This window comes from Burkholderia sp. AU33803 (assembly GCF_002223095.1).
Classification (GTDB): domain Bacteria; phylum Pseudomonadota; class Gammaproteobacteria; order Burkholderiales; family Burkholderiaceae; genus Burkholderia.
Window position 1 is genome coordinate 17,317 of sequence record NZ_NKFJ01000009.1, and the last position, 18,858, is coordinate 36,174.

Here is an 18,858-nt window from a genome sequence, read left to right on the forward strand (position 1 = left end):
CGCACCGGCACAGACCGGGCTGACGACATCACCGACCCCACAGGAGCGATACGAATGAACGCGGTATCGGAAACAGTGAAGCGGGCAGCTTTCGACACGTCGATCAAGGTCGACGGCAAGCGGTTGTGGGACAGCCTGATGGAAGTCGCGAAGATCGGAGCGACGCCGAAGGGCGGCGTGTGCCGCCTCGCGCTGACCGATCTCGACAAGGCCGGCCGCGACCTGATCGTCGGCTGGGCGAAGGCGGCCGGCTGCACGGTGACGGTCGATACGATGGGCAACGTGTTCATGCGCCGCGCGGGCCGCGTGGCCGATGCGGCACCGGTCGTCACGGGCTCGCACGCGGATTCGCAGCCGACCGGCGGCCGCTTCGACGGCATCTACGGCGTGCTCGGCGGCCTCGAGGTGATTCGCAGTCTCAACGATCATGGCATCGAGACCGAGCATCCGGTCGAGGTCGTGATCTGGACCAACGAGGAAGGCTCGCGCTTCGCGCCGGCGATGGTGGCGTCGGGCGTGTTCGCGGGGGTGTTTTCGCTCGAATACGGGCTGTCGCGCAAGGACGTGGACGGCAAGACGATCGGCGAGGAACTGGCGCGGATCGGCTACGCGGGCGACGTGCCGTGCGGCGGACGCAAGCTGCACGCGGCGTTCGAACTGCATATCGAGCAGGGGCCGATTCTCGAAGCGGAATGCAAGACGATCGGCGTCGTGACCGACGCGCAGGGGCAGCGCTGGTACGAGATCACGTTCACCGGCCAGGAGGCGCATGCGGGGCCGACGCCGATGCCGCGCCGCCGCGATGCGCTGCTCGGCGCGTCGCGCGTGGTCGATCTCGTCAACCGGATCGGCCTCGATCATGCGCCGTTCGGCTGCGCGACGGTCGGCATGATGCAGGTCTACCCGAACTCGCGCAACGTGATTCCGGGCCGCGTGTTCTTCACCGTCGATTTCCGACATCCGGACGACGCGGTGCTCGCGAAGATGGATGCTGCACTGCGCGAAGGTGTGGCGCGCATCGCGGGCGAGATCGGGCTCGAAACCCAGCTTGAGCAGATCTTCTATTACAAGCCGGTCGCGTTCGACGCGGCCTGCGTGGAAGCGGTGCGCAGTGCGGCCGACCGCTTCGGCTTCTCGCATCGCGACATCGTGTCGGGTGCGGGCCACGACGCGTGCTACCTCGCGCAGGTCGCGCCGACGTCGATGGTGTTCGTGCCGTGTGTCGACGGCATCAGCCACAACGAGATCGAGGACGCGACGCCTGCCTGGATCGAGGCCGGCGCGAACGTGCTGCTGCACGCGATGTTGTCGCGCGCATGCGAGCCGGTTTCATGACGCCAGGGCCGTAGCAACCGGCAGGCTGCTCGACGCCTGACAGCCTGACCGTAGCATTCCTAACAACGACCGCCCCGACTGTGCATTCGCAGCCGGCGGGGACGGCTTTGTCTCCACCCAGTCGAAGGAACGCGTATGACCACCCAGCCAACCGGCGATATCGCCGCGCATCGCCTGTCGTCCACGCAACTCTCGTGCGAATTCGCCGACATCGCGCCGCTGCTCGATCCGACTGCCGCGGCGGCCGCCGCCAGCCGCTGCCACTACTGCTACGACGCGCCGTGCGTGCAAGCCTGCCCGACGCAGATCGACATCCCGAGCTTCATCCGCAAGATCGGCAACGGCAACCTGAAGGGCGCTGCGACCGACATCCTGTCGGCGAATCCGCTCGGCGGGATGTGCGCGCGCGTGTGTCCGACCGAGATCCTGTGCGAAGGCGCATGCGTGCGCAACCATCAGGATGCGCAGCCCGTCGCGATCGGCGCGCTGCAGCGGCATGCCACCGACTGGGCGATGGAGACCGGCGCGGTGCGCTTCACGCGCGCACCGGACACGGGCCGCCAGGTCGCGGTGGTCGGCGCGGGGCCGGCCGGACTCGCGTGTGCGCACCGGCTCGCGATTGCCGGGCACCGTGTCACGCTGTTCGACGCGCGCCCGAAGGCCGGCGGCCTCAACGAATACGGGATCGCCGCGTACAAGACCGTCGACGATTTCGCGCAGCGTGAAGTCGAGTGGCTGCTGTCGGTGGGCGGCATCACGTTGCAAACCGGCGTCGCGCTGGGCCGCGACATCACGCTCGACGCGCTGCGCGAGCAGCACGACGCGGTGTTTCTCGCGATGGGGCTCGGCGGCGTGCGTGCGCTGTCGATCGACGGCGAGCAACTGAACGGCGTGATGAACGCGGTCGATTTCATCGAGCAGGTGCGGCAGGCCGATGCGCTGGAGAACGTGCCGGTCGGGCGGCGCGTGGTCGTGATCGGTGGCGGCAATACGGCCATCGATGCGGCGGTGCAGAGCCGCAAGCTCGGCGCCGAGCGCGTGACGATGGTGTACCGGCGCGGCGTGGAGGCGATGAGCGCGACGTGGGCCGAGCGCGAGTTCGCGCAGAAGAGCGGCGTCACGCTCGTCACGCACGCGAAGCCGGTGCGCATGGCGGGGGAGAACGGGCAGGTGACGGGTGTCGAGTTCGAGGCGGCATCGGGCGAGCGCTTCACCGTCGAGGCGGACATGGTGCTGAAGGCGATCGGCCAGACGCTGGTGCCGGACGCCATCGACGCCGCGCTGCTGACGGCGGACGGCGCGCGCATCGCGGTGGACGCCGACGGGCGCACCGCATGGCCCGACGTGTGGGCCGGCGGCGATTGCGCGGCGACGGGCGGCGTCGACCTCACGGTGCAGGCCGTGCAGGACGGCAAGCGCGCGGCGGCGTCGATCGACGCGACGCTCGCGCAGCGCGACGCGAAGGCCGCGTGAGCGCACCACGCGCGTTACCCACCACGAGCACAACCAACACGACCCCACTCTCACGGAGCCGACCATGGCCGACCTTCGCTGCACCATCGCGGGCATCACTTCGCCGAACCCCTTCTGGCTGGCGTCCGCGCCGCCGACCGACAAGGCCTACAACGTGAACCGCGCGTTCGAGGCGGGCTGGGGCGGCGTCGTGTGGAAGACGCTCGGGCTCGATCCGCACGTCGTCAACGTCAGTTCGCGCTATGGCGCGGTGCAGTGGAACGGCCAGCGCATCGCGGGGCTGAACAACATCGAGCTGATCACCGACCGTCCGCTCGACGTGAACCTGAGAGAGATCGCGCAGGTGAAGCGCGACTGGCCGGACCGCGCGCTGATCGTGTCGCTGATGGTGCCGTGCAACGAGCGCGACTGGAAATGGATCCTGCCGCTCGTCGAGGACACGGGCGCCGACGCGGTCGAGCTGAACTTCGGCTGTCCGCACGGGATGAGCGAGCGCGGGATGGGCGCGGCGGTCGGGCAGGTCCCCGAATATGTGGAGATGGTCACGCGCTGGGTGAAGGAGGGCACGAAGCTGCCGTGCCTCGTGAAGCTCACGCCGAACATCAGCGACATCCGGATGGGATCGCGCGCCGCGTACAAGGGCGGCGCGGACGGCGTGTCGCTGATCAACACGATCAACTCGATCGTCGCGGTCGATCTCGACCATATGGCGCCGATGCCGACGGTCGACGGCAAGGGCACGCACGGCGGCTATTGCGGCCCGGCGGTCAAGCCGATCGCATTGAACATGGTCGCGGAGATCGCGCGCGACCCGGAAACGCCGAACCTGCCGATCTCGGGCATCGGCGGCATCTCGTCATGGCGCGACGCGGCGGAGTTCATGGTGCTCGGCGCCGGCAGCGTGCAGGTGTGCACCGCCGCGATGCATTACGGATTCCGGATCGTGTCGGACCTGGCCGACGGATTGTCGAACTGGATGGACGAGAAGGGCTACGCGACGCTCGACGACATCCGCGGCCGCGCGGTGCCGAACGTGACCGACTGGAAATACCTGAACCTGAAGTATGACATCAAGGCGCGCATCGACCAGGACCGCTGCATCCAGTGCGGGCTGTGCCATATCGCGTGCGAGGACACGTCGCACCAGGCGATCACCGCGACGAAGGATGGCGTGCGCCACTTCGAAGTGGTCGATTCGGAATGCGTCGGGTGCAATCTTTGCATGCATGTGTGTCCGGTCGAGCAATGCATCACGATGGAGCGGGTCGATTCGGGTGACTACGCGAACTGGACCACGCATCCGAACAATCCGGCGAGCGCGGACGCGGGGGCGAGTGCAGGCGCGTCGGCCCCCGAGAAGCACGCGAAGAAGGCTGCTTGACGGCGTCCGGCGACGCAGGTCATCCTGCATCGCCGCCTTTCGTTCCACCCGGGCCGGCATCGGACGATGCCGGCGCTGATGTTTTAGTGGAGTGCGTTCGATGAATCACGCAGCGAATCCCGCCGATCCCGACAGCGCCGCGGCGCAGGGCGGCAGCCTGTACAACGACGACCTCGCGCCGACGACGCCGGCGCAGCGCACGTGGAAGTGGTATCACTTCGCGGCGCTGTGGGTCGGGATGGTGATGAACATCGCGTCGTACATGCTGGCGGCCGGGTTGATCCAGGAAGGCATGTCGCCGTGGCAGGCGGTGATGACCGTGCTGCTCGGCAACCTGATCGTGCTCGTGCCGATGCTGCTGATCGGCCATGCGGGCGCGAAGCACGGGATTCCTTACGCGGTGCTCGTGCGCGCGTCGTTCGGCACGCAGGGCGCGAAGCTGCCGGCGCTGCTGCGGGCGATCGTCGCGTGCGGCTGGTACGGGATCCAGACCTGGCTCGGCGGCAGCGCGATCTATACGCTGCTGAACATCCTGACCGGCAATGCACTGCACGGCACGGCGCTGCCGGTCATCGGCATCGGGTTCGGGCAGCTCGCGTGCTTCCTCGTGTTCTGGGCGCTGCAGCTCTACTTCATCTGGCACGGCACCGATTCGATCCGCTGGCTCGAGAGCTGGTCCGCGCCGATCAAGGTCGTGATGTGCGTGGCGCTCGTGTGGTGGGCGACGTCGAAGGCGGGCGGCTTCGGCACGATGCTGTCGGCGCCGTCGCAGTTCGCGGCGGGCGGCAAGAAGGCCGGGCTGTTCTGGGCGACCTTCTGGCCGGGGCTGACCGCGATGGTCGGCTTCTGGGCGACACTCGCGCTGAACATTCCCGACTTCACGCGCTTCGCGCATTCGCAGCGCGACCAGATGATCGGGCAGTCGATCGGGCTGCCGTTGCCGATGGCACTGCTGTCGGTGGTGTCGGTCGTCGTGACGTCGGCGACCGTCGTGATCTACGGCAACGCGATCTGGGATCCGATCGACCTGACGAGCCGGATGACGGGCATCGGCGTGGGCATCGCGCTCGTGATCCTCACGCTCGACACGATGTGCTGCAACCTCGCCGCGAATCTCGTCGGCCCGGCCTACGACTTCTCGAGCCTGTGGCCGAAGGCGATCTCGTACCGCACGGGCGGGATGATCACCGCGACGATCGCGATCGTGATGATGCCGTGGAAGATCCTCGCGACGACGGACGGCTACATCTTCACCTGGCTCGTCGGCTATTCGGCGCTGCTCGGGCCGGTGGCGGGGATTTTGATGGTCGACTACTTCCTGATTCGCGGCACGCGGCTCGACACGCGCGAACTGTTCGACGAGCGCGGCGGCTTCAGCTACGCGCGCGGCTGGAACCCGGCCGCGCTGGCCGCGCTCGCGGTCGGCGTGCTGCCGAACCTGCCCGGCTTCCTGCATACGGCCTTTCCGGCGTCGTTTCCGAACGTGCCGGCTTTCTTCAACACGCTTTACACGTACGCGTGGTTCGTCGGCCTCGTGCTGGCGTCGTGCGTGTACGGCACCTGGATGAAATGGCGCGCCGGACAGCACGCGCAGATCGCGCGCGCCTGATGCGGCACCCGACAGTCAACGAGGAGGCAAACCCATGGCAATCCTGATTCGTGGCGGCACCGTGGTCGATGCGGACCGTTCCTACCGCGCAGACCTGCTCTGCGCAGCCCCGGTGGACGGCGGCACGATCCTGCAGATCGCCGAGCAGATCGACGCACCGGCCGGCGCGACCGTCGTCGATGCGCACGGCCAGTACGTGATGCCGGGCGGCATCGATCCGCATACGCACATGGAACTGCCGTTCATGGGCACGACCGCGAGCGACGATTTCTACTCGGGCACGGCCGCCGGGCTCGCGGGCGGCACGACGAGCATCATCGACTTCGTGATCCCGAGCCCGAAGCAGCCGCTGATGGATGCGTTCCATGCCTGGCGCGGCTGGGCCGAGAAGGCGGCGGCCGACTACGGCTTCCACGTGGCCGTGACGTGGTGGGACGAGAGTGTGCATCGCGACATGGGCACGCTCGTGCGCGAGCACGGCGTGTCGAGCTTCAAGCACTTCATGGCGTACAAGAACGCGATCATGGCCGACGACGAGGTGCTCGTGAACAGCTTCTCGCGTGCGCTCGAACTCGGCGCGTTGCCGACCGTGCACGCGGAAAACGGCGAGCTCGTGTTCCAGTTGCAGAAGGCGCTGCTCGCACGCGGGATGACGGGGCCGGAGGCGCATCCGTTGTCGCGGCCGCCGGAGGTCGAGGGCGAAGCCGCGAACCGCGCGATCCGCATCGCGCAGGTGCTGGGCGTGCCGGTGTATATCGTGCATGTGTCCGCGAAGGACGCGGTCGATGCGATCACCAAAGCGCGCAGCGAAGGGCTGCGCGTGTTCGGCGAGGTGCTGCCGGGCCACCTGGTGATCGACGAGGCCGTCTATCGCGATCCGGACTGGACGCGTGCGGCCGCGCACGTGATGAGCCCGCCGTTCCGCTCGGCCGAGCATCGCGAGGCATTGTGGCGTGGGCTGCAGGCGGGGCAGCTGCATACGACCGCAACCGACCATTGCGTGTTCTGCGCATCGCAGAAGGCGATGGGCCGCGACGATTTCACGAAGATCCCGAACGGCTGCGGCGGTGTCGAGGATCGCATGTCGGTGCTGTGGCATCACGGCGTGAATCATGGCCGCATCACGCCGAACGAGTTCGTGCGGATCACGTCGACGAACGCCGCGCAGATCTTCAACCTGTATCCGCGCAAGGGCGCGGTGCAGGTGGGCGCCGATGCCGATCTCGTCGTATGGGACCCGGCCGCGACGAAGACGATCTCGGTGAAGACCCATCATCAGCAGGTCGACTTCAACGTGTTCGAGGGGATGACGGTGCAGGGCGTTGCGACGCACACGCTCACGCGCGGCGCGCTCGCGTGGGCCGACGGCGATCTGCGTGCCGTGCGAGGCGCGGGCCGCTACCTGAAGCGCCCGCCGGCGGCCAGTTACTACGAGGCCGCGCGGATCGCGAACCGGTTGCGCGAGCCGCATCCGGTCGAGCGCGCCGGCTGAGCGTTGCGTGTCGCGCGGGGCGTGTCGGTTGGAACGACACGCCCCGCGCAAGTTTGAGCGTGCGTCTCCGTTCGTGACGGCACCGCTCATGCCGCCTCCCCGTATCACGCCAATGCGCTCAATATTTGGGACGAATGGAGCGTTGATCGCGCCTTTCCGATCTCCAGGTACATAGAACAACTGAGCAAGTCGATGCAACACGCGACGTGGCGCAAATGCGACCATTTTGTTTGCGTTGTCGACGTGCATGCCCGCGAGTAATATCCACCGACGGCGTTGCGCAGGCGTGCCGGGCCGCCCGCCGAACAATCCAACAACATTGAGAGCAAGGAGTACGAGGTGGATATTCTGCGCAGTCTCCTGGGTATGCTGTTCCTGCTGCTGGTGGCCTATCTGCTGTCGAACAACCGGCGCGCGGTGAGCGGCCGGACCCTGATCGCGGCGCTGTGCACGCAGCTGGCGATCGGTGCACTGGTGCTGTTCGTGCCGGTGGGCCGTGCGGTGCTGGCGGGCGCCGCGAACGGCGTCAATCGCGTGCTCGACATGGGCAATCACGGCATCGCATTCGTGTTCGGTGGGCTCGTCGACAGCCGGATGTTCCAGCTGTTCGGCGACGGCGGGTTCGTGTTCGGCCTGCGCGTGCTGCCGATGATCATCTTCGTGACCGCGCTGATCGCGGTGCTGTACTACATCGGCGTGATGAAGTGGATCGTCGCGATCCTCGGCGCGGCGCTCGCGAAAGTGCTCGGCGTGAGCCGCATCGAGGCGTGCTCGGCGGTGGCGACGATCTTTCTCGGGCAAAGCGAGATGCCTGCGCTCGTGAAGCCGTTCGTGCGGAACATGACGAGCGCCGAGATCTTCACGGTGATGGCGAGCGGCATGGCGTCGGTCGCGGGTTCGGTGCTGGTCGGCTACGCCGGCCTCGGCGTGCGGATGGAATACCTGCTCGCCGCGTCGTTCATGGCGGTGCCGGGCGGGCTGCTGTTCGGCAAGCTGCTGTATCCGACGGTCGAGCCGAGCCGCGTCGTGGTCGACGGGCTCGACTTCGACGACAAGCGGGCCGCCAACGTGATCGAGGCGGCGGCGTCCGGCGCGTCGGTCGGGCTGCGGATCGCGATCAACGTCGGCGCGATGCTGATCGCGTTCGTCGGCCTCATCGCGCTGATGAACCTGATCGTCGGCGGCGTGGCCGCGTTCGTGGGCTTTCCGCAGATCACGCTGGTGGGTATCATCGGCCACCTGTTCGCGCCGCTCGCGTGGATCATCGGCGTGCCGTGGCACGACGCGGCGCTGGCCGGCAACTTCATCGGCGAGAAACTGATCTTCAACGAGTTCGTCGCGTATGGCGACCTGTCGCCGTACCTGAAAGGCGGCGAGCACGTCGCGGCCGCCGGCCTGCAGGTGCTCGACCCGAAGACGCTGGCGATCGTGTCGTTCGCGCTGTGCGGTTTCGCGAACTTCTCGTCGATCGCGATTCTCGCGGGCGGCTTCAGCGCGGTCGCGCCCGAGCGCCGCTCGGAAGTCGCGCGGCACGGCCTGCGCGCATTGACGGCCGCGACGCTGTCGAACCTGATGAGCGCCGCGATCGCGGGCCTGTTCTTTTCCCTGCATTGAGCCCGCAGCGGCCATCGATTGATCGAGGAGAGGCAACGATGTTCTTACCGCAGGAATTCATTCGCCGGAAGCGCGACGGGCAACCGCTCGATCGTGATGGGATCGCGGCGTTCGTGCGCGGCGTGACCGACGGCAGCGTGACCGAGGGCCAGGTGGCCGCGTTCGCGATGGCCGTGTATTTCAACGACCTGAGCACCGACGAGCGCGTCGCGCTGACGCTCGCGCAGCGCGACTCGGGCGACGTGCTCGACTGGCGCGCGCTGGATCTCGACGGGCCGGTGATCGACAAGCATTCGACCGGCGGCGTCGGCGATGTCGTGTCGCTGATGCTCGGGCCGATGGTGGCCGCGTGCGGCGGCTACGTGCCGATGATCTCGGGGCGCGGGCTCGGCCACACCGGCGGCACGCTCGACAAGCTGAGCGCGATTCCCGGCTACAACGTGGCGCCCGACACGGACGCGTTTCGCCGCACGGTGCGCGACGTCGGCGTCGCGATCATCGGGCAGACCGCGCGGCTCGCGCCGGCCGACATGCGCATCTATGCGATTCGCGACGTGACGGCGACCGTCGAGTCGGTCGCGATGATCACCGCGTCGATCCTGTCGAAGAAGCTCGCGGCCGGGCTCGACGGGCTCGTGATGGACGTCAAGGTCGGCTCCGGCGCCTTCATGCCGACCGCCGAGAAATCGGCGGAGCTGGCGCGCAGCATCGTCGACGTCGGCAACGGCGCCGGGATGAAGACGACCGCGATCCTCACCGACATGAACCAGTCGCTCGCGCCGTGCGCGGGCAATGCACTCGAAGTGGTGTGCGCGATCGACTATTTGACGGGCAAGTCGCGCCCGGCGCGCCTGCATGAGGTCACGATGGCGCTTTCCGCTGAGCTGCTCGTCACCGGCGGGCTGGCACGCGACGTCGCAGAAGCGCGCGCGAAGTTGCAGCAGGCGCTCGATTCAGGTGCGGCAGCGGAACGCTTCGCGAGGATGGTCACGGCGCTCGGCGGCCCTGCGGATCTGATCGATGCGCCCGCCCGTCATCTCGCGCGGGCGGAGGCGATCGTGCCGGTTCCGGCGCGCACGAGCGGCGTGGTGCAGCGCGTCGATTGCCGCGCGCTCGGGCTCGCGGTCGTCGCGCTCGGCGGCGGCCGCACGCGCGCGGCGGACGCGATCGACTACAGTGTCGGCCTGACGGCGCTCGCGGAGATCGGGCAGCGTGTCGAGGCCGGCGAGCCGCTCGGCTACGTGCATGCCCGCGACGCCGCAGCCGCCGCGCACGCGGTGGACGCGCTCCAGCGCAGCTACGTGCTGGGCGAAACCGGTGATGCGCCGCCGACCATTTATCAGCAGATCGGCTGACCAATCGCAGGTACGGGCACAGGCGATCACTTCACTTCACGTCACGGGTGTATCGCGACGGTCGTGGCTTGGTCGCGCCGATACCTCCCCGCACACAATCGAGGGTATGACGAGATGGAACGAAACGAACTGATCGACGCGGCGACGGCGGCGCGCGAACGCGCGTATGCGCCGTATTCGCGCTTCAAGGTCGGCGCGGCGCTGCAGGCGCGCGACGGGACGGTTTTTCACGGCTGCAATGTCGAGAACGCGTCCTACGGACTCTGCAATTGTGCGGAACGCACGGCGATGTTTTCGGCCATCGCCGCCGGTTATCGTCCGGGGGATTTCACGCGGCTCGCGGTGGTGGGCGACACGGACGGCCCGATCGCGCCGTGCGGCGCATGCCGTCAGGTGATCATCGAGATCGGCACGCCCGACATCGAAGTGATCCTGGCCAACCTGAAAGGGGCCGTCGAGGTCACGACGGCCCATGCATTGCTGCCGGGCGCGTTCCGGTTGTAACGGCGCGCACTTCTCGAGTCACGCGCCGCCCGCATCACGCACCGTCGCGCGCGTCGCGGATCGGGATCACCGTGCGTGCGCCGCACTGGCGCAGCAGGTCGCGCAGCTCGTTGATGACCGGAAACACCTCGTGGTTCCAGTCGGCGCCCTGGGCGTCGTGCGCTTCCTGCTCGCGCTCGACGATCCAGCGATCCTCGCGGAAGATGCGCTCGGTGAACCAGACGAGCAGCGGCCACGCGAGATCGAGCGCGAACGGGATGCCGGGCTTGTGGATCGACAGCAGTCCGAACGTGCGGTTGGTGCGCTGCTCGGCGTCGAGCGGCACGTAGACGATCCACAGGTCCATCACGAGCGTGCCTTCGCTCGAGCGGATCTGCAGTGTCTGGTACGGGTAGCCGGTGCGCACCGTCATCACGCTCTTGTCGGACTGGTCGGCGGGCTTCTTGCTGGCGCCGAACACGAGCGCTTCGCCCACCGGCTGCTTGCCTTCCATCCGCGCGAACGTGTAGTCGACCTCGACCCAGTCGTCGCCGCGGCGCCGGCCCACCGAGCGCGCGCGCATCTGCCCCATCTGCTTGCGATGCAGGAACTGATGGTTCATGTCCATCAGGTTCTCGTGCATGAACGAGTAGTGGCACTTGACCTCGCGGCCGAAGCGGCGCGTCTTGTATGCGCGGTTGTCCGCCGATTCGAGCGCGGGGAACGACCGGGTATCGGCGAGCGTCACATCGCCCGGGAACACGAAGATCAGCCCGTGCGCTTCGCGGCACGGATACGCGCGCACGCCGTTGGGCAGCCGCTCGCGGCCGAGGTACGGCACGTCGACGCAGCGGCCGCTGTCGCACGCGTAGGTCCAGCCGTGATAGCAGCAGCGCAGTGTCTCGCCGCTCACGACGCCCGCGTGCAGCGGCACCTGGCGGTGCGCGCAACGATCCTCGAGCGCATACACGGCGCCGGATTCGGTGCGCACGAGCACGATCGGATCGCCGGCGAAGCGCACGCCGAGCGTCTTGCCGCGTTTCAGCTCGCGCGACCACGCGAGCGGATACCAGTGATCGGGATGAATCGGCACGCGGCGCAGGTCGCGCACGGCCGCGCCGGAAGAGGGTTCTCCAAGGATGCCGCTGTCAGGAATGGGCACTGCGCGCATGCGTGACGTCTCCAGGCTGAACAGGGATTCCGGGCGCCGCATGATGCGGCGGGGATCTGGAGAAGTCTACGCGAAGTTGCCGGTCGCGGCGGACGCGATGCGGGTTTGCCCCGGCACGGCGGTCGCGGTGTCGTTGATGCAGCGCAAACCGGGTCGAAGGCGGCGCGTGCGTGGGTTGGGGTGGCCGCACGAGCCCGGGCCGCGCGGCAGGCACCACGCCGTCACCCCGTCACGCGGCCGCTTGCCGGTCACGAGCGCGCATCGCGCCACAGCACCGCGTCTGTGCGGTACAGCGCCGGGAAGTGCTGCTTCAGCCCGGTGATCTTCGGCATGTCGTTGTACGCGATGTACGGCGCGTCGGGGTGCAGTTCGAGGTAGTTCTGGTGATACGCCTCGGCCGGATAGAACCCCTTGTAGTCCTCGACGCGCGTGGCGACGGGCGCCGGAAACACGTGCGCGGTGCCGAGCTGCGCGATGTACGCGGTCGCGACCGCGCGTTGCTGCGCGGTGGTCGGAAAGATCGCCGACCGGTACTGCGACCCTTCGTCGGGGCCCTGCCGGTTGAGCTCGGTCGGATCGTGCGCGACCGAGAAGAACACCTGCAGCAGCCGGCCGTACGTGATCTGGGTCGGGTCGTAGACGATGCGAACCGATTCCGCGTGCCCGGTCAGCCCCGAGCCGACGAGTGCGTAGTGCGCGGTTTCGGACGCGCCGCCCGCATAGCCGGCCGTGACCTGCTTCACGCCCTTCACGTGCTCGAACACGCCCTGCACGCCCCAGAAGCAGCCGCCGGCGAGCACGGCCGTCTCGTCGTGCGAGGCGCCGGGTGTTTCGTCGAGCGTCGGCGCGGGCACGGTGCGCATCGGTTCGGCGGAATTGACGATGCGCTGGTAGCCGAACACGGCGGCGGCCGCGACGGCGATGGCGCCGATGCGGCGCAGCATCGCCGTGCGCCGTTGCGGTGCCGGGCTGCGGGAGGAGGGGATGTTCACGGTGTGCTCCTTCGAAAGGCGGTGTGGGAAGCGGGTGGCCCGGACGCGGCGCCGGTGCGCCGCGTCCTGCCGGGATCAGCCGAACGTGAACGCATACGCATTCACGCCGGGATCGAGAAACTCGATTGAGAACGTGCGGTCGGCGATCGCGCCGGGCTGCCGGACCAGCTGGTACAGGCGCTGCCCGGTCACGGTGCCGTAGCCTTGCGCATCGACGTCGCTGCCGTGCGCGGCACCGGGCGCCGCGCCGTCGAGCGTCACGCGAAAGCGCACCGGCTTGCCGTCCTCGCCGGGGCCGAGCACCAGGTGCAGGTCGCGGGCATGGAAGCGGTAGACGATGCGGCCGGCCGGCGCCGCGAGCGTCGCGCGTTCGGCGCCGACCTGCCACATGCCGGCGAGGCCCCAGTCGTTGAGGTCGGGACGGGCCGGTTCGGCGTAGTGGTACGCCGCGTCGCGCACCACCCCGCCCGGCGACATGAAAGCCTCGGCGCGTGCGTAGCCGACGTAGGTCTCGGGCGAGCGGACGTCCGCGCTGTCGGCCGCGGCGAGCGCCCCCTTCGCGGGCGCACCGGCGAGCCCGATCGGCACGTTCAGTGCTTCCGGATGGCCGGCCTCGGCGAGCAGCGACTGGATCGCGCGCTCCGATTCCGCGTATTCGCCTTCGCCGAAGTGGTGGCGGCGCACGCGCCCCTGCGCGTCGACGAAGTAGTGTGCGGGCCAGTATTCGTTGTTGAACGCGCGCCAGATCGTGAAGCGGTTGTCGATCGCGACCGGGAAGTCGATGCCGAGGTCGTGCACGGCTTTCTTCACGTTGCCGATGTCGCGCTCGAACGCGAACTCGGGTGCGTGCACACCGATCACGACGAGCCCGTACGGCGCGTACTTGCGCGCCCAGGCAGTCGTATACGGCAGTGTGCGCAGGCAGTTGATGCACGAATACGTCCAGAAATCGACCAGCACGACCTTGCCGCGCAGGCTGGCCGCCGTCAGCGGCGGCGAGTTCAGCCACTGCACCGCGCCGTCGAGCGACGGCAGCGTGCCTTCGACGGGCAGTGCGGCGGGTGCGTGCATTGCGGATACCGGATCCGCCGTGCGGATCATCGCGCCGCCGGCCATGGCGCCGCCGTCGACGTGCGCGCTATCGGCCGCCGCGGCCATCATCGCGCCGCCGTTCGTGTTGTCGGCGGCATTGCCGGTGGCGGCCATCGCCGCCGGTGCGCCCGGTGCGCCATTCGAACGCCCGCCGAGCCGGTCGACGAGCTTCGTCTCGAGCCCGCCCGTCGTGACGGTCGACAGCTGCGCGAGCGCACCCGTATCGAGGCCGAGCGCGATCGCGCCGACGCCGGCCAGCAGCGCCACGCCGATCCCGCGCTTGATCCATTCGCCGGCGCCGAGCGAGCGCTTCATCGCGGCGAACACCTTGCCGCCGATCACGAGCGCGACGCCGAGCGACGTCGCCGCGCCGGCCGCATACGCGACCAGCAGCAGCGTCGTGCCGACGCTGGCGCCGCGCAGCGCGGCCCCGGTCAGCACGAGCCCGAGGATCGGGCCCGCGCACGGCGCCCACAGCAGGCCGGTCGCGACGCCGAGGAGCAGCGACGACGCGGGGCCGGCGGGGCGGCCGTCGCGTTGCGCGAAGCCGGTGAGCCGGTTGCCGGCAGCGACGAGCGGACGCGTCAGGTGCTCCGCGAGGCGCGGCATCAGCAGGGTCAGGCCGAAGATCGCGAGCAGCACGATCGCGACCCAGCGGCCGGCCTGGTTGGCCTGCGCGACCCAGCCGCCGCCGACGGCGGCGAGCGTCGCGACGACGGCGAACGTGAGCGCCATGCCGACCAGCAGCGGCAGGCCGCTGCGGACGAACGGCTGGTCGGCGCGCGCGAACACGAACGGCAGCACGGGCAGGATGCACGGGCTCAGGATCGTGAGCACGCCGCCGAGGTAGGCAAGGACGATGAGCAGCATGGTGCGTTCTCCAGTCGGTCGGGAGTTCGGGGCCGGATCAGGCGGCGGCGGGATGGAAGGTGAGCGCGAGGCCGTTCATGCAGTAGCGCAGGCCGGTCGGTTGCGGGCCGTCGTCGAACACGTGGCCGAGATGGCCGCCGCAGCGGCGGCAGTGCACTTCGGTGCGGATCATCCCGAACGACGCGTCGGTGTTCGTGGCGACCGCGTGGTCGAGCGGCTTCCAGAAGCTCGGCCAGCCCGTATGGCTGTCGAACTTGGCGGCCGACGAGAACAGCGCGAGGTTGCAGCCGGCGCACGCGAACGTGCCTTGCCGGTGCTCGTCGTTCAGCGGGCTGGTGTATGGCCGCTCGGTGCCGGCTTCGCGCAGGACCGAGTACTGGGCGGGCGTGAGCCGGCGATGCCATTCGGCGTCGCTGAGCGTGACTTCAAAAGGGGCGGCAGTCTGCGGGGCGGCCGGCGATGCGGCGAACGCACGGCCGACCAGCGCGCGGCGGCCGACGGACGACAGCGTCGCGAGCACGGCGAGGCCGGTGGCGCCGGCGAACAGCAGATGTCTGCGGGTGGGCATGATGGGCTCCTGGCGGCAGGTCCTGAAAATATGCGCCCATCGTAGTCAGCGGCCGGTGTCGAAGTCCTCACGGAAAGTTAAATGAATTGTGATGTCTCAGGTGTTCCGTCGGAGTGTGCTGGAATCCGTCGAAGCTCCAATCGGCAAGGGCCTTTGAGCGGGTGGTACCGCCGTAGAGGCAGCTTTGTCTCAAACGGTCCTGAATCTCAATTGCAAGCACCTACATTTAGCGGTGGCGAAAGGCGAGCGCCTTGCCAGACAGATTGTTTAATTCTCTCCGCGGTGCGGAGAGAATTAAGGGCTTGAGCGCTCGGTGGTGGGTAAGCCACCCACATATCGATTTGTCGTCGATCTCGACGCTGCAAAGGTCAGAAGAGGGGCCTTCCGGATTTCCTTGTACCGGGCATGCCTCGGCCGATTCAGGTTTGCCTATTGTAGAAAAAGATCACTAAGAGTAATCTTTTTTACTAAAATTCAAACTACCGTGCCTTGGCAGAAGTTCCAAGAAGGTGTATTTTGTTCACTATGAGTGAACAAAATCATGGAAAATTAAACCGGCTGCTAGCTGGGCTGGGTGACACGAGCTTGGTGTCGAGCCGCTGGCTGCGGGTTCACGGCTACTCCAATAGCCTCGTCGCACGCTACGTGAGCAGCGGTTGGCTGGTGTCGCCGGCGCGCGGCGTCTACATGCGCAAGAGTGGGCGCCTACAGTGGGAGGGCGTGGTTCGCAGCCTGCAGATTGGGGAGGGCATGCCGCTGCATGTCGGAGGTCGTTTTGCACTCAGCCTGCAGGGGCACGAGCACTATCTACGTCTGGGCGATGCCGGCACGATCACCCTGTATGGGGCGGAGCGGCCACCCGCTTGGATTGGCAAACTGCCTCTGACGCAGTGTTTCGAGTATCTGGGGAAGGGGCCGTTCGATTGGCCGCCCATGCCGTTCGAGGCGGAGACGTCCGCGACAATGCTGTCCGAACAGGGCCTGGCGTGGCATCAGGCCGCACCCGGTGCCGATGCCTTGGTTTGTTCCATGCCGGAGCGGGCCATGCTGGAGCTGTGCGCTGACGCCTCAGACGCTGCCTTGATCTACGAGGTGGATGCGCTGATGCAGGCTATGACCACACTGCGGCCGCAGCGGGTCGGCGTATTACTGCGCCATTGCCGAAGCATCAAAGCCAAGCGGCTGTTCCTGGCGTTGGCCGAGCGCCATCGGCATGCATGGCTACCGCACGTGCCGCGGGATGGTATCGATCTGGGTCGGGGAAAGCGCGCGCTGGTGCCTGGCGGCCGCTTGCATCCTGTCTACCAGATCACCTTGCCGGGAGACCTCGATGAACACCTGGCTTGATCACTGGGATCGGCGCTATACCGACCGCGTACGGCTGCTGGTCGAGATTTTGCCGGCGCTGGCGCAAGAGCCGCGCTTCGCGCTCAAAGGCGGTACGGCGATCAACCTATTCGAGCACGACCTGCCCCGGTTGTCTGTGGACATCGATCTGGCCTGGTTGCCGGTGCATGACTATGCCGAGGACGCAAGGCTGATCGCTGAAGCGCTTGGGCGCCTGGCTGATGTGCTGCGCGCCCGGCCTCTGCAACTGCAGGTGCAATTGTCTGCAGGCGAGGGCGCAGGCGTCACGCGACTGGTGGCCAGTCGCGGTCGTGCACGCGTGCAGATCGAGACGACGCCGGTGATGCGCGGCACGGTGCATCCTGCGCGGAACATGGTGGTGCGCCCGAGGGTCGAGGAGGCATTTGGCTTTGCTTCGGTGCAGGTGCTGCACTTCGCCGACCTTTATGCCGGCAAGCTGGCTGCGGCATTGTCGAGACAGCATCCGCGCGATCTTTTCGATGTCGGCTTGTTGCTGGAAGACGAGCGGGCGGATCAGGCGCTCTGGCGAACCTTTCTTGTCTACCTAACCTGCAGCCCCAAGCCTGCGTGGGAAATGCTGGCGCCCCGCGTGCCTGCGGATTTCGCCGCGACCTTTGAAGCGCACTTCAGGGGGATGACGGCAGAGCCTGTCGAAGCCCAGGTCCTGCTGGACATCCATGAGCGCCTGCTGGCGCGTGTTGCCGGTTGGCTGGATGAGCCATCGTGCGCATTTCTGCGATCGGTGGAGGGTGAACGGCCGGACTTCGATCTGATCGGACTCCCGCACGCGGCCGGGTTGCCAGCCGTGCGACGCAAATTGCTCAACCTGGCCCAGCGCAGCGACGCCAAACGTGCGGCGGATCGGGGTCTGTTGGAAGAAGCGCTGACGCGGATCGTCGGCGCTAGATCGTCACGTTGAGACCAAAACGACGCGACCACTTAAGACTTTCTTCTCTTGGACTTTCCGTCGGAACTCGAGAACTAAAGAACTGGGGCAAGCGAGCTGATGTCGGTGAATCGAAGCGCCGGGCATCGCCTGACGTGGTATGCGGTGATTGGCTGGCTCGATAGGTTGAAAGGTCGGCTCATACGGATCGGCTGCAGCCGATCCCCCTCAGCCGACTTGTACAGGCTCAACCGCATGCGGGGCTTGCGGTCGTGGAAGTTTTGGCTGGTTGACAGGTGATGCCGCCGGGCGGGTCGTACGGTGCCAGCGTTTTGGCGAGAGGACATGTGACATGCCGAAAAATATCGACGACTTCAATAGCTGTGTCGCGAACATCATGGGGAAGCTCTATGAAATCTTCCCGAAGCAAATCCGGCTCAGTGCCAACGAATTTCCGACCTTCGAGGATTTTGCGGAACACGATTCGGAGGAGGACCATCATCGAAAAGTGAAGGAGGGGTATGGGCTTTATATCACTTACTTCCACACAGCACTCTTTCTTTTGGACGAGGGTTTTATCAGGGGGACGCGTTCAACGACGCACACCGTCATTGACGATTGTGTGTTGACATCCAAGGGGCTGGCCAAGCTCCAGAGGGTTCCGAAGTCTATTCAGGACAAGAAGAATGCCCTGTCGGTCGGCGAGTTGTTTGTTTCTCTGGGCAAGGATGTCTTCAAGACGACGGCCGCCGAAGCCGTCAAGGCTGGTATCGGTTTGTTGCTTTCCAGTCGATGAGCCAGCGAAGTTGCAATGTGCTGAGTTGTTGTCGATGGATGTTGCCGTTCGAAGTTTCTGCTAACAGGCCGTTGAAATACCTAAATCCGTCCAGCAGGATATAGGTTCCTGAGATCAAGGAGGGGCAGGCAGATGCGAGGCGCGGACGGTTACAACGAATCGTTATTTAGCACGGTGAGGCTAGAGGTATTTGTTCGGCAGACGTATCCGCTGCGCCAGGTCCGGACGTGGCTGAACGAAGCACTGTCGAAGATGGACGCGAAATTCTCGGCGACGTACGAAGTCGACGTGAAGGGAGGCCGACCGAGTATCGCGCCTGGCGCAGCCGTCTTTTTACGGCCGGAATTGGGAGTGTCAGAATTTCCGTGTTCAA

The 18,858-nt window shown here is 67.0% G+C and carries 15 protein-coding genes and 1 pseudogene; 12 read left to right on the forward strand and 4 right to left on the reverse strand.

The annotated features are described in order from the left end of the window. Positions 1–54: 54 nt before the first annotated feature. From CFB41_RS34705 to CFB41_RS34740, 8 genes are all read left to right on the forward strand, one after another. Positions 55–1,335 (forward strand): Zn-dependent hydrolase, encoded by a 1,281-nt coding sequence (locus tag CFB41_RS34705; protein ID WP_089459786.1) that lies wholly within the window; start codon positions 55–57, stop codon positions 1,333–1,335. 135 nt (positions 1,336–1,470) lie between these two features. Next, on the forward strand, positions 1,471–2,808 hold the full coding sequence (locus CFB41_RS34710; RefSeq protein WP_089459787.1) for an NAD(P)-dependent oxidoreductase: 1,338 nt from the start codon (positions 1,471–1,473) through the stop codon (positions 2,806–2,808). Between the two features lie 64 nt (positions 2,809–2,872). Further along, positions 2,873–4,189, forward strand: coding sequence for an NAD-dependent dihydropyrimidine dehydrogenase subunit PreA (preA, locus tag CFB41_RS34715; RefSeq protein WP_089459788.1), 1,317 nt, complete (start codon positions 2,873–2,875; stop codon positions 4,187–4,189). 100 nt (positions 4,190–4,289) lie between these two features. After that, a complete protein-coding gene (locus CFB41_RS34720) occupies positions 4,290–5,798 on the forward strand; it encodes an NCS1 family nucleobase:cation symporter-1 (RefSeq protein WP_089460120.1) in 1,509 nt (502 codons plus the stop codon). 34 nt (positions 5,799–5,832) lie between these two features. After that, a complete protein-coding gene (gene hydA / locus CFB41_RS34725; protein ID WP_089459789.1) occupies positions 5,833–7,290 on the forward strand; it encodes a dihydropyrimidinase in 1,458 nt (485 codons plus the stop codon). A gap of 339 nt (positions 7,291–7,629) precedes the next feature. Beyond that, on the forward strand, positions 7,630–8,904 hold the full coding sequence (locus tag CFB41_RS34730; RefSeq protein ID WP_089443802.1) for a NupC/NupG family nucleoside CNT transporter: 1,275 nt from the start codon (positions 7,630–7,632) through the stop codon (positions 8,902–8,904). A gap of 38 nt (positions 8,905–8,942) precedes the next feature. Beyond that, positions 8,943–10,259 carry a thymidine phosphorylase gene (gene deoA, locus CFB41_RS34735; protein WP_089459790.1) on the forward strand — a complete coding sequence of 439 codons (1,317 nt, stop codon included), beginning with the start codon at positions 8,943–8,945 and terminating at the stop codon, positions 10,257–10,259. A gap of 114 nt (positions 10,260–10,373) precedes the next feature. Next, on the forward strand, positions 10,374–10,763 hold the full coding sequence (locus tag CFB41_RS34740; RefSeq protein WP_089459791.1) for a cytidine deaminase: 390 nt from the start codon (positions 10,374–10,376) through the stop codon (positions 10,761–10,763). A gap of 34 nt (positions 10,764–10,797) precedes the next feature. Here the strand turns inward: CFB41_RS34740 and CFB41_RS34745 are convergent, their stop codons facing one another. From CFB41_RS34745 to msrB, 4 genes are all read right to left on the reverse strand, one after another. Beyond that, positions 10,798–11,913, reverse strand: a complete 1,116-nt coding sequence (locus tag CFB41_RS34745) for an aromatic ring-hydroxylating dioxygenase subunit alpha (protein WP_089460121.1) — start codon at positions 11,911–11,913, stop codon at positions 10,798–10,800. 248 nt (positions 11,914–12,161) lie between these two features. Beyond that, on the reverse strand, positions 12,162–12,857 hold the full coding sequence (gene msrA, locus CFB41_RS34750) for a peptide-methionine (S)-S-oxide reductase MsrA (RefSeq protein ID WP_089459792.1): 696 nt from the start codon (positions 12,855–12,857) through the stop codon (positions 12,162–12,164). 123 nt (positions 12,858–12,980) lie between these two features. Further along, complete coding sequence (locus CFB41_RS34755; RefSeq protein ID WP_089459793.1) at positions 12,981–14,867, reverse strand: cytochrome c biogenesis protein DipZ; 1,887 nt, start codon at positions 14,865–14,867, stop codon at positions 12,981–12,983. A 37-nt stretch (positions 14,868–14,904) separates the two neighbouring features. After that, a complete protein-coding gene (msrB, locus tag CFB41_RS34760; protein WP_046547273.1) occupies positions 14,905–15,435 on the reverse strand; it encodes a peptide-methionine (R)-S-oxide reductase MsrB in 531 nt (176 codons plus the stop codon). A 525-nt stretch (positions 15,436–15,960) separates the two neighbouring features. Between msrB and CFB41_RS34765 the strand changes: the two genes are divergently transcribed. The 4 genes and pseudogenes from CFB41_RS34765 to CFB41_RS34780 form a co-directional block, all read left to right on the forward strand. Continuing rightward, positions 15,961–16,782 carry a type IV toxin-antitoxin system AbiEi family antitoxin domain-containing protein gene (locus CFB41_RS34765; RefSeq protein WP_089459794.1) on the forward strand — a complete coding sequence of 274 codons (822 nt, stop codon included), beginning with the start codon at positions 15,961–15,963 and terminating at the stop codon, positions 16,780–16,782. Continuing rightward, on the forward strand, positions 16,766–17,722 hold the full coding sequence (locus CFB41_RS34770) for a nucleotidyl transferase AbiEii/AbiGii toxin family protein (protein ID WP_089459795.1): 957 nt from the start codon (positions 16,766–16,768) through the stop codon (positions 17,720–17,722). Before CFB41_RS34765 ends, CFB41_RS34770 begins: the two co-directional genes overlap by 17 nt. A gap of 319 nt (positions 17,723–18,041) precedes the next feature. Continuing rightward, entirely contained in the window at positions 18,042–18,485 is a 444-nt protein-coding gene (locus CFB41_RS34775) for a hypothetical protein (protein ID WP_089459796.1), read from the forward strand. A gap of 132 nt (positions 18,486–18,617) precedes the next feature. Then, positions 18,618–18,803: pseudogene (locus tag CFB41_RS34780) on the forward strand (IS5/IS1182 family transposase); the annotation flags it as partial. Positions 18,804–18,858 lie beyond the last annotated feature (55 nt).